We start from the raw sequence: 10,911 nt of genomic DNA, 5'->3' as shown, positions 1-10,911 counted from the left end.
CGGGCTTCGGCCCGCAGCAGTTGTGCGCTGCGGCGCTGGTGCGCCTTGAGCCATGCGCGTGGGGACATGGTCCGGATGACCACCGTGTCGGGCAGTACCAGTCCCGTCACCGCTTCGACGAGCGGGGCGGTTTCGGCGGCGACGGCCTCTACGCGCTGCGCCAGGTTGTTGAATCTGCGGCCGGCGTCATGGTGGACGGTGATGTGCATGCAGTCCTCTGACAAGGGGTGGATAGGTAGGGGCGTGTGTGAGGGGGAGGGGTGTGGGTGTGTGTGCCCCGCCGCAGGCCTGGCCTGGATGCGTGGTCTGCGGCGGGGCTGGGGGCCCGCGCACGGCAATGCGGAATCACGGGGGTGCCGTGCGCGGGGGCTTCAGAGGGGAACCCTCGGATCGAGCATGGGGAGAGGTGCGGTCGGACCGCAGACGAACCACAGGGTCAATCTGCGGCCGCCGCTGCGACAAAGTACGCAGCGGCCCGGTACGCAGAGCAGGGGCTAGATGGCTCCTCAACTCCTTCGGCAACGGCCCAGTTTCGAGCGCACAGGAACAGGGAGGCGACAGGTGGCTTTCTTTAGGGAGCCGGTCGGGGGGCTTCCCGCCCCGACGCTGGAGCCTGCACAAAGGCCGTGGGCCGGGGGCTTCCTTGCTTGCGAGTAGGGAGTTATGCAGCTTCTGGGCGGAGTGCGTGCAGGAGTTCGTCGAGGGCGACGGCGCGGAAGGAGTGGAGGCGGCGGATCTGCTGGGAGGCGAGGAAGCAGGTCATGTCGGGGTGGCCGTAGGGCAGGGGCGGTCCTGGCTGCGCTACGGGTTGGACGCCGCGGGCACCGATTCCGTAGAGGGTGCCGGTGGTTCCATACAGCGGTGCGCTCTGCGCCAGGAACACGGTCGGACTGCCGTCGAGGTGGGGACACAGCCGTGCTGCCGTGCGCACGTGCCGGGCACAGACGGGCGGCTGGTTGGTCAGCACTTCCGCTGCGCCGGGGGTCTCGTCGCGGGGGCCGGCAAGGAAGATCAGGCCGAGTGGGGTGCGGGCGGGGGCAGTGCAGATCTGGCAGTGCAGGGCTTGCATGCACATCAGCTGCCGGTAGGGGTGCATGAGTTTCCACTGCGGACGGCCGGTCGGCTGGCCGTGTGTGTCGAGGGGATTGAAGGAGCAGCGCGCCCACAGCACGCCGCGAATGTCGCGGTCGCGGGGGTCTTCGTCGAGGTAGTGCAGGTGGAGCCGGCCGTCGGGATGAGGGAGGAGGATCAGGTTGTCGGGGGCTGCGTCCTCGCCTTCGCGCTGGGTGATGAACGGAATAGGGCCGGAGGCGTCCGAGGCGGGCACGGGGTGTTGCTGGCGGAGGGTTGGCGGGCGGGGGCTGTAGGGGAGCGGGGGAGTGATCACGCTGCTGTCTTTCGAGGAGTTGAGGGCACCGCGGCCCTCGTGGGCGGTGCGGCTGTCCAGGTGGTCTGGCGGAATAGTTGGCTGCTTGCGAAGACGACGGGGAGGCATGCTGACGTGCGCTGGGCTTGAGCGGCCTGCCCCGGTTCCCTGCCGGACCCCGATCGGCAAATCCGCCGAAGTGGTGCGGGGCTCAGGGTGCGGACCGGCTTGCGGAGACCGCGACGCCGATGACGAAGCCGCAGGACGCGGAAAGCATCACGATGAGGAGCGGGCCGGTGAAACGGGCCAGCCAACCCGTGAACTTGCGCCAGGCACGGGCGCGGGCGTCCCGTCCCGCCGTAGTCCTTTTGCCTGCACCGTCTTGTACGGGTGTGGCAGACCTCGGCTCGGTCATCGGACGGGCTCGCTGATCAACTCGGCCCAGACCTGCTTGCCCCAGTGGTATTGCTCCGTTCCCCAACGCTCAGTGAGGGCATCCACAAGGAGCAGTCCGCGGCCGTTTGTGCTGAGGGTGTCCTCAGACGCGGCGGGCGCGGGAGGCATGGGGGCGGTGTCGATGACGCCGATCCGTACGGATCGCTCGCCCGTACGCCGGACAGAGATGCGGATGCGGTGGCTGTCAGTGTGCGTCACTGCGTTGGCCACCAACTCGCTCACCACCAGAGTCCCAGCGTCGGTCAAGCACTCCAGGTGCCACACGGACAATGCCGTCTCGACGAGCCGGCGAGCAGCTTCCGCACTCTGCTTCGCAGCGGGTAGCACCTGGCAGTATCCGGGCCGGTGCCTTTGCAGACGCGGCTTGGTTAACGCGATCATCTGGACCTCGAAAGGGTCGGTGAACGACGGCCTGACTCAGTCAACCTGCGCCTTCGGATGCAGGGGAGGAAAGATCCTGCAGGTGTGCAGCGCGGCCCACCGGAAATTTCCGGCCTCGTCGGGAACTGACGAGACGCCAGTGGTTACGGTGGGTACATGGAGGGAAACCTGCGTCTCGGTAGCGCGTTACGGCAGAGCGGCCTCACCCAAGCCGAGTTGGCCGACAAGGTGAACGCTCACCTCATGAGAGCCGGGCACGAGGGGACGGTCGGCGACCGTACAGTCCGTAACTGGCTCACGGGCAAGACCAGGTGGCCCCACCCTCGTCAACGTGAGGCGCTAGAGGCAGTATTCGGCTGCACTGCCCAAGAGCTGGGATTCAAGCCTCCAGCTGCAACGAGCCGCTGCGCGAACGCTTCGGAGAACCCCGTGAGACGCAGGAACTTCCTCACCGCTACCAGCGCAACGAGCGCCGCTGTCGCCACACCCCTCCTGGGCGCTCTGCCCCGAGTGGGTACCTCCGACGTGCTCCGACTGCGCAACGGACTGGATGCGCTGATGGAACTGGACGACGCCTGCGGAGGCCACGAAGCCCTCGAAAAAGCCGCGCTGGCCGGCGCAGCCGAAACCCTGAACAAGCAGAAACTCGCAGCAACCCAAAGAATCCGGCAACGGCTCTTCTCCATCGCCGCCGACTACACCGCCACCGCAGCCTGGAGCGCCCTGGACGCCCGCCGGGGCGAACGGGCCGAGGCTCTGCTGGCCCGCGCTTTATACCTCGCCGGAATGGGGCAAGATCCCGTTGCGGAACTGCGGGTATGGAACTCCTACGCCATGCTCGCCCACCAGCGCGGAGGCCACGCCGAGGCCGTCGACTCAGGCCTGGCCGCCCAATCGACAGCGATCACCAGGCGCGACCCGTTCTTCGCCTCCCTCGCCCACGCACGAACGGCCATCGGCCACTCCAACCTCGGCGACCGCCAAGCCGCCCTGCGCTCTCTGGGCCGCGCCCAGGAAGCACTGGCCAAGGCACCACCGCAGGAGCCCCGCCCCTCCTGGTCGGCCTTCTACGGAGCGGCCGAACTGACAGCCATCTCCGCCATCGTGCGCGACCGCATCGGAGACAGCGCCGAAGCCGAAGCCGCCTCTCACCAGGCTCTGGGCTCGATCCCAGCACAGTTTCGCAGGAACCGGGCCCTGGCTACAGCACGGCTTGCCCTCGCCCAACTTCACCAGCGCGAGATCGACCAAGCATGCGCCACGGCATCGAAAGCCTTCGATCTGATGGCGGGCACTCCGCTGCCAGGACGAATGAGATTCCTTCTCGGCGACTTCCACCGCAACTTGATCACCCTTGCGCCGACCACGGGGGTTGCTCAACAGTGGGCAGACCGCTACCGATGCGAATGGAGCCGAGCTTGAACGCCCCGCAACTGGTCATCCGGCGCTTCGGACACGAAGACCTCCCCCAGATCCGACAGGCTCTGATAGACATCCACGCCGACGCCTACGCAGACGCCATGGACGACCAGTTCAACCAGCGCTTCCCCTGGTTCGTCGACCACTGGGGAGGCAACCCGGGCTTCGCCTGCGTCGTCGCCTTCGATGGACAACAACCCGTGGCTTTCGCCTACGGAGCACCCGCCACGCCTCACCGCGAATGGTGGCGCGAGCACATCGAGGAGCCCCCCGACGACCACGCGACCTTCGCCTACTCCGAACTGGCGGTGCGGACCACACACCAAAAGACAGGAACAGCGGAACTGGTAACCAGAGCCCTCCTCGACGAACGGCATGAAGACCTGGTGGTACTCCTCGTCGACACCGATCACCCGCGAGTGCAGGCCCTGTACGAGTCCTGGGGCTTCCGACAGGTTGGAGTGCGCCAGCCCTTCGCCGACTCACCGCTCTACGCCGTCATGCTGGCCGAACTACCCCTGCGCTAGTTTCTGACGGAGGGACTCAGGTGAAAACACCCGGCTGCAGGCCCCCATACCCTGATTACTGACCTTGTCGGGTTAGCTTCGGGGGTTGAGGGTCAGCCCGGTTTCGGTGAGTAGCCGTCGATGAGCTCCGGATGGCGCTGCAGGTGGGCGAGGCCTCGGCGGAGGGTGCGGTGCAGCCTCGCAAGGCGCCGTGTGACCCGCGCCGAGCGGCTCGCGATCCGCGGCCCCGCGACCGTCGCCCAGATCCACGCCCCGAGTCGCGGCCGCCTCTGATCCGACTCCGGAACTGGTCGAAGAACTGCGCCGCATCATGACCCGCCCGCCGGTGAGATCCCGGCGCCCCGGCCGGCGCGCGACGCATGAGCGGCGAGCCCATCTCTCTCGCTGCCGCCGAGGCGGTGTCAGCCCCGAGGACTGACCGCCCGTGACGCACAAGTTGCTTCGGAAGCGCGGGCACTGGGTCCTCACCATCGCCTGGCAAGAAGGCCGCTACTGGAAAATGGCCATGGGAGAGAGGATATGCGGCCCAGGAGAGAGCTCCCGGCCTGGGCACCGTCCAACGGAGGCACCATGGCAACGGCCACCGCACCCTCTCCAGCTGCCCACCCGACGATCGGCATCGTCCGCTCCGCCCGGGAAGCCGTGCCGACTGCTCTGTGGGACAAGCAAGTCCTGCTCCTCATGCGGGACTCGGTCATGGCGGCCCGGGTCCTTGGCCAGGGCTACGCCTACCTGCTGACCGCGACACGGCACCGGGGCGAGGGCCTCGGGCTCGCCCCGAGCACGCTCGTCGACATCGGAGTCCATACCGTCATCCTCGACACCGTCACCTACCTCGACCTGTGTAATCGCTTCAACAGCGGCCACTTCCTCCACCACATCCCCGAGACCGACTTCAAGGACGACGGCTCGGTGCTGCGCACGGCAGACGTGATCGCCGCCGACGGCTGGGAGGTCGACCTCCCGCTGTGGGCGGACGCCGCCAAGTGCAGCCCCTGCCCCCCGGGGCAACGACTCACACTGACCAGCCCTCGAGCGGTGAACACAGGGCCCCGGCCGCCGGCCGGGGCTTCACACACCCCCGGGTGAGATTCGGCGGAATCTGCCCCGCGATCGACGGCACCCGCCAGGATGGACCGGGTGACCCGCACCGGCACCGCAGACCTCTGGCACCACTACGGCCGCACCCGGCATGCCACCGACCGTGCCATGCCCAGCGACTTCCACTGGAGCTGGGGCCAGAACAGCGGACCCAGAGCGGAACTCCTCGGCGACCTCACCGACCGGCGCGTAGGCGATCTCGGCACTGGGGCGGCCCGGCACGCAGCCCACCTGGCCGTCCACCACCACCCCGCCAGCATCGTCGCCATCGACGCATCGCCCGCCCAGCACGCCATAGCCAGCGACCTGTACGGCCACCTCGCCCCGCGGCTGCACCTGGCCCTCTGCGACGTGCCCGCCCACCTCAGGGCCAGCTCCGACACCTACGATGTGCTCTACAGCGTCTTCGGCGCCGTCGACTTCACCGAACCGCGCGAACTGCTGCCCGCAGCCGTACGTGCGCTGCGCCCCGGCGGACGGCTGGTGTTCTCAACCCTCGCCCATCACCTCGGCGGCACGCCCGCCCACCCCGACGTGCAGCACACCGAGATCGGTGCGAAGACACCGGACGGTGCGGCGGCCCTCATGCGCCGCTGGGTGCTCCAGGAACACGTGTGGACCAAGCTCCTCGACGAGGCCGGATTCACCCGGATCACTACCGAGGTGCTACCCGGCGGACCGGGGCCGCGCGCCGCCGACACGCTCCTGGTAACCGCGTTTCGCACGGACGACGAGCGGGCCGTCTGACACAGCTGCCGACTGGTTTGTTCCCAGCCGGATACGGGCCGGAGCTGGCCACCCCCCCACTACATCCTCATAGGTTGTCATCCTGCGCGACAGCAGCTCGTGCTGGGCAGCGCAGAGGCACGCGTTCACTGCACAACTGCGCGCTCAGGGACAACAGGTTCCCAAAGAAGCCTGACTTCCCGTCGTGACGCTGAAGCGTTCCAGGTCAGCCCCTCCAACAGTCCGGACCGGCGTACACAACCGTCCAGATGGTGGGGAGCATGCCCATATGCGCCCCCCGTGCATCGCCACCAGAGCTCCGACCGCAGAAGACACAGCCCGCACGTGGGTAGGGAATCAGCAACACAAAAAGGCCCCCGAAGCAGGCGCACGGCTTCCCAACCGACCTGCCTCGAAGGCCAATCCCCAGGCAACCCTGGAAGGAGAAGTACGTTGACCGCACCTCTCTGTGAGGCATACCCGACCCAGTGCGCCACACACGGCGCAACCCGGTGGCATCACATCGTGATCACTATCGTGATCACTGTGACCGTGGCGGGATGCGCCGGAATGAGCCCCGAATGGCTCACGGCCATAGCCGCACTCCTTGCTGCTACAGCCAGCAAGTAGCGCCACGCTCCCTGCCCGGTCCGCCCGGGCAGGGACCCGCGCCACGCTCACGGGTACGGCCCTGCCACGCAGCGTCTGCCCGAGCAACCCTCACCCCATAACGTCTCCGGAACTCGTTGCCGCAGCGGCGGTCGGCCGCCGGGTGAACCCTGAAGCCGCCAACGAACCACGTTCGAAGAAGCAGGCACAGTCACTGCCGGCCTCGAGCGGACAGGATCGCGGTGAGCTGCGCCCTGCTCGGAGATTGTCACAGCAGCACAGGGGGGGCATATCAGTGCTGCGTCCACCGGAGCGCGGGAGTGGGCGTGCCGGTCTACCGGTACCAGTACTTGACGCCCCGGTGATGGGAGCAGGTACCGCGGAAGTGGGTGCTGTAGGAGTATGTGCCGTCCTTGCACTTCGCCGTCGCGCCGCGTGGGTGCGGGCTGTTGGCCTTGCACACCCCCGTGGTGTGCCGGGCGCATGACGCCGCGACCGCGTCCGTCGCAGCCGTCACCGGCGCCAGCAGCGCTCCCGCCACGACGACCGCCGTCACTGCACCCTTCAACCTGGCCAGCATGAAAGCCCCTTTCGTTCCAACCGGAAGACGCGATCATCCGCCCGCCGGCCGGCGCCGTGCGGCGGGTGACCGTGCCGGTGACCAGGCTGTGACGGATGTGAACGAACAGACACTGAGGGTTCGAACCGCCAGAACATTCATCCGAGCCGACCTGCCTTTCTGTCGACCAGTGAGCCTCCGCCATCTTGAAGTTGGCTGGTCAGGCGGGCTGGTGTGCGGGGTCGTCAAGAATCTCGTGCTGGTGGTGGGCGGCTGTCTCGGGTGTAGATCATCTGTCAGCGGGCGACTTCGAGGTTGGTCAGGACGAGCAGGGCGCGAAGGAGACCGGGCGCGCGTCCGGCGGCCAGTACCCGGTTTGCTTCCTTCTGCCCGGCGGTCAGCTTGCGGTAGCGGGTGGCCTTGAAGCCGGTGACCACCACTTCCTCGCCCGCATCGTCGTTGGCGCCGAGGAAGCCGAGGTCCGCCAGCGCCCCGAGTCCGGCGTCGCGCAGGTGCTGGACGAACCTGTCGTGGCGGGCGGCGGTGAGGGCCTTTCCCAGGAAAAGCCCCGTCGTACCAAGCGGCGCGACCAGGCATCAACTCAGCTGGTCGAAGACCCGTTGGAATGCGTCGGCCGGGATACCTGTTCGCGCCTCCCACAGACCGCCCGGCATTTGCTCCCAGATAGCGGCGTACCGGTCCTGGCCATCCGAGCCGTAACCACTGATGTCCACAAGTCGGTAGCCCTGGCCTCCCAGCTCGTCGAAAGCACGCTGGTATGCCTCTGTGGTTAGCCCGTGGCGTGCCTGCCATGCCGGTCCGGAGGCTTTTTCCCAGATAGCGGCGTACCGGTCCTGGCCATCCGAGCCGTAACCACTGATGTCCACAAGTCGGTAGGGTATGCCTCTGTGGTTAGCCCGTGGCGTGCCTGCCACGCCGGGCCGGAGGCATTTTCCCAGATAGCGGCGTACCGGTCCTGGCCACGATTTGACTGCCGCACGAGCCAGCATCCGTCAGCTGTTCCGCACCGAGAACACAGCCAGCACTGTGCAGTGACGCGGGCAGGCGTCTCATGGTCAGCGAGACGACCAAGGGAGTGCCGGGCCGATCGACGATCAGGTGGTGTTTGCTACCGGGCCGGGCCGGGCCTGGTCGACAGGCGAGGGGCGGTGTGAGCCCCCTTGGAGCGTCCGGACGTGCAAGCCGTCGATCGCGGCGTCGTCCATATTCCTGGGCAATCTCAGATGACCCACCGAAGATTCGACTCGTGCGCAATTCGCCTCTAGCATGGGAATTGATCGCTGACAGCCTAGCAACGGCTATGTCGAGTCTGACCGACAAAGAGGTGCGGCTATGAGCATCAAACGATCATCCCTTGGACTGAGCTCAGCACTACTTGCGGCAGCACTGGCGGTCCCGGGAACAGCACTCGCCGCAGCGGGCCCGGAACGCCCCAGCTCAGGGACTTGGCCAGCGGTGACTACTCAGGTCGACGCTCCGAAGGTTATCGGCTGGTCAAAGTACCAGAGGGGGCAGCTTGAATATCTCAGCGTCTCCTGGACCGGACGAGCGACTGGTTTTGGATTCAAAGGCGTCAACGGATCTGGATGGGCAGAAGAGCATCATCGCTTTACCAGTCCCAGTTATGGCAAGGTCGGCTCGCACACGGTTGATTACCCATTCAATCTCGGCTGCGGCACACATCACCAGGTTAAGAGCTCCGACGTCATGTTCTGGATCGAGACCAAATCGGGGGCGAGAAGCAACTCGATCGTCGCGCGTCTGAGCTGTGGATGACTGGATGGACCCTGCACCTGCGCTCACCAGCCGGGTTGGCAGCTCATGGCCCGCGATTCGCCTGTGATGAGCCTGCCAGTTGGGGACAGCCGTCACGTGACGCCGGGGTTCGGCCCCGGAACAGAGCGTCTTCCCGTGGCCGACGTCGACGCGCGGTAAGGGCTTACGGGGTCCGGTCGCCACCGTTTGGCCGTCTCCCTCGCGAACGCCTCCAGCCTCGTGCTCCGGGGATGCATGTAGACGTAGCGGTCGGCGGCCAGGACCTGCACGGTGTTGAGCTGGTCCACGGACGCGCGGGGGATAGTGCCGGCAATGTTCTGCCTCCCCAGAGCCAGCAGATGCCGGGGACTGATGGGCAGCACCATGGAGTGCGCGTCACCGATGGCCATGTTGCACAGCCAGGGTGTGGTGTCCGTGCGTACGGACAGCGCCGGATTGTCCCCGATCAGGAACTGCCCGCTCTCCGGCCTCAGCAGCTCCAGGTGCCAGTTCGAGGACTTGGCACGCACCTTGTGGAACATGCTCTCGATACTGGTGCGAAACAGCGCGCCCGATCCGAAGTCCTGGGTGACCTCAGACTGTTCGACGAGCCGTTCGGCGAAGGCGGTGAGGGCATCTGAGCCTGTCAGGTGCAGCCCGGTCTGTCGCAACGCCTCACGGCGCAGTGGCTCCGGGAACCGTTCGACGAGCTCACCGGGGATCTTCTTGCGTACGGTCGTGAACGCGTTGGCGTACACATCACGGGAGCGATGTGACCGCACGTAGTGCAGCACGATCAAGTCGCGCAAGGTCTCCACGTGCAGGGGGTCAGCGAACGGCGTGCCAGCGTGCACAGCCTTGAAGGCAGCAGGAGCTCGCACCTCCACGGAGTTCCACAGATCTTCGGCAGAAGCGGAGTCGTAGGCTATGAAGTTGTCGGCCCACCCACACGCCCTGGCGCTCTTCAGCTTGTTCGAGCGTTCCGGGAAGTGCACGTCGACGGGGCGCACCTGGGGTCCTCGGTCATCCGGCTCGTCCATGGCGAACTGCTTGAGCAGGACCTTGGAGACGACGTGCTGTTGCCGGGTTTTTCGAGCTGCTTTCACGCGCCCGATCCTGCCAAATACCCGGCGTCCGGTGCCGAGAATTGTTGCTCTTCGAGAAGCTGCCATGGATCCTCCCCGGAAGACTGGACAGTTGTCACCCGGGTTCACCTGTCCGGCTCCGCTGCTTGTTTCCGGCGGCTCACCGGGTGAGGCGGATGTGCGGCTCTCCTGCTGACTCGCTCACCAACTGTCGGGTGCGCTGCCCACCCATGCGATCGGCCGGCCTTCGCTGTTGCGTCTTCAGTGCGGTTCCTCCATAGAGGTCTCGTGCTCGTCGGGCAGGACACAGATTCGCCCCCCGCGGCCGTGCTTGCCCGCACAAGGCCGCGTCGCCCTCCGCCACGGCCTGGTCGTAGCGGTCCCTGGAAAGGCTGGAGATGGGCGTACAGCTCCAGCCCGAACTCCGTCTCCCGCAGCCTCCACCCGCTCCCGCGCCTCCTGCATCGCCGAGTCGGACAGCACAGCCGAGATGACGTCTCCGCCTCCGCGAAAGCCCTGGTGCGGGCGTGCCGCCGCACTGCGTCCTGCACCCGCCGCTCCGCGGCCTCTTGGTCGCTCGCGCGATCAAGCCGTGCGTGCCGACGGCGTGCTCGTTCCTGCCCGGGTCGCGTCCGCGCCCCAGCTGGCCAGCAGTCGCAGGGCCTCCGCGGACGGGGAGTTCGGTTCGGCGTGGTAGGTCACCAGCATCTGTTCGTGGGCGTCGGCCTGGTGGAACGATTCGAGGCGGAGGTCGAGTTCGCCGACGAGCGGGTGGTGCAGGCGCTGGATGCCGTGGCACTTCTCCTTAGATTTCATTTCAGTTGGTGAGTCTGCGGTGGCATATGAGGGTCGCGGCGATGGCGGTGAAGGCGAGGAAGTGTTCCGGCTTTCGCTCGTAGCGGCGGT

At 66.9% G+C, this 10,911-nt stretch carries 12 protein-coding genes and 3 pseudogenes; 5 read left to right on the top strand and 10 right to left on the bottom strand.

The genetic code is table 11. The features are described from left to right. From ABT070_RS45465 to ABT070_RS45455, 3 genes are all read right to left on the bottom strand, one after another. Positions 1-209 (bottom strand): hypothetical protein (locus ABT070_RS45465; RefSeq protein ID WP_351769175.1); only part of this gene is annotated, 209 nt, incomplete at its 3' end. Between the two features lie 452 nt (positions 210-661). Then, a complete protein-coding gene (locus ABT070_RS45460; protein WP_351769173.1) occupies positions 662-1,327 on the bottom strand; it encodes a hypothetical protein in 666 nt (221 codons plus the stop codon). 450 nt (positions 1,328-1,777) lie between these two features. Then, a complete protein-coding gene (locus ABT070_RS45455) occupies positions 1,778-2,203 on the bottom strand; it encodes an ATP-binding protein (RefSeq protein WP_351769172.1) in 426 nt (141 codons plus the stop codon). A gap of 156 nt (positions 2,204-2,359) precedes the next feature. On the opposite strand from ABT070_RS45455, the gene ABT070_RS45450 reads away from it, so the two are divergent. The 4 genes from ABT070_RS45450 to ABT070_RS45435 all read left to right on the top strand — a co-directional run bounded on the left by ABT070_RS45450 (position 2,360) and on the right by ABT070_RS45435 (position 5,997). Next, complete coding sequence (locus ABT070_RS45450) at positions 2,360-3,625, top strand: helix-turn-helix domain-containing protein (protein ID WP_502990208.1); 1,266 nt, start codon at positions 2,360-2,362, stop codon at positions 3,623-3,625. Further along, positions 3,610-4,149 carry a GNAT family N-acetyltransferase gene (locus ABT070_RS45445; protein ID WP_351769169.1) on the top strand — a complete coding sequence of 180 codons (540 nt, stop codon included), beginning with the start codon at positions 3,610-3,612 and terminating at the stop codon, positions 4,147-4,149. The genes ABT070_RS45450 and ABT070_RS45445 overlap by 16 nt, the downstream gene beginning before the upstream one ends. Before the next feature lie 570 nt (positions 4,150-4,719). Beyond that, positions 4,720-5,238, top strand: coding sequence for a glycine-rich domain-containing protein (locus ABT070_RS45440; protein ID WP_351769167.1), 519 nt, complete (start codon positions 4,720-4,722; stop codon positions 5,236-5,238). Positions 5,239-5,280: 42 nt separating this feature from the next. Continuing rightward, positions 5,281-5,997 carry a class I SAM-dependent methyltransferase gene (locus ABT070_RS45435; RefSeq protein ID WP_451102109.1) on the top strand — a complete coding sequence of 239 codons (717 nt, stop codon included), beginning with the start codon at positions 5,281-5,283 and terminating at the stop codon, positions 5,995-5,997. Positions 5,998-6,919: 922 nt separating this feature from the next. Here ABT070_RS45435 and ABT070_RS45430 read toward each other — a convergent pair. From ABT070_RS45430 to ABT070_RS45415, 4 genes and pseudogenes are all read right to left on the bottom strand, one after another. Then, entirely contained in the window at positions 6,920-7,165 is a 246-nt protein-coding gene (locus tag ABT070_RS45430; protein ID WP_351769163.1) for a DUF3761 domain-containing protein, read from the bottom strand. 275 nt (positions 7,166-7,440) lie between these two features. Further along, on the bottom strand, positions 7,441-7,581 hold the full coding sequence (locus ABT070_RS45425) for a hypothetical protein (protein WP_351769162.1): 141 nt from the start codon (positions 7,579-7,581) through the stop codon (positions 7,441-7,443). Between the two features lie 159 nt (positions 7,582-7,740). Then, positions 7,741-8,154, bottom strand: coding sequence for a hypothetical protein (locus ABT070_RS45420; RefSeq protein WP_351769161.1), 414 nt, complete (start codon positions 8,152-8,154; stop codon positions 7,741-7,743). 64 nt (positions 8,155-8,218) lie between these two features. Next, positions 8,219-8,361, bottom strand: a pseudogene (locus ABT070_RS45415) (IS5/IS1182 family transposase); the annotation flags it as partial. Positions 8,362-8,497: 136 nt separating this feature from the next. Here ABT070_RS45415 and ABT070_RS45410 point away from each other — a divergent pair. Beyond that, positions 8,498-8,941, top strand: a complete 444-nt coding sequence (locus tag ABT070_RS45410) for a hypothetical protein (protein WP_351769159.1) — start codon at positions 8,498-8,500, stop codon at positions 8,939-8,941. 92 nt (positions 8,942-9,033) lie between these two features. On the opposite strand, the gene ABT070_RS45405 is transcribed toward ABT070_RS45410, so the two are convergent. From ABT070_RS45405 to ABT070_RS45395, 3 genes and pseudogenes are all read right to left on the bottom strand, one after another. Further along, positions 9,034-10,092 carry a DUF4238 domain-containing protein gene (locus tag ABT070_RS45405; RefSeq protein ID WP_351769157.1) on the bottom strand — a complete coding sequence of 353 codons (1,059 nt, stop codon included), beginning with the start codon at positions 10,090-10,092 and terminating at the stop codon, positions 9,034-9,036. Positions 10,093-10,590: 498 nt separating this feature from the next. Continuing rightward, positions 10,591-10,812, bottom strand: a pseudogene (locus ABT070_RS45400) (MmyB family transcriptional regulator); the annotation flags it as partial. Between the two features lie 10 nt (positions 10,813-10,822). Beyond that, positions 10,823-10,911: pseudogene (locus ABT070_RS45395) on the bottom strand (IS5/IS1182 family transposase); the annotation flags it as partial.

Origin of the sequence: Streptomyces sp. NPDC002884 (assembly GCF_040295245.1) — a bacterium.
In the GTDB taxonomy this organism is placed as follows: domain Bacteria; phylum Actinomycetota; class Actinomycetes; order Streptomycetales; family Streptomycetaceae; genus Streptomyces.
Note: the sequence above shows the minus strand (reverse complement) of the source record. Positions and strands in the feature narration are given on the sequence as shown.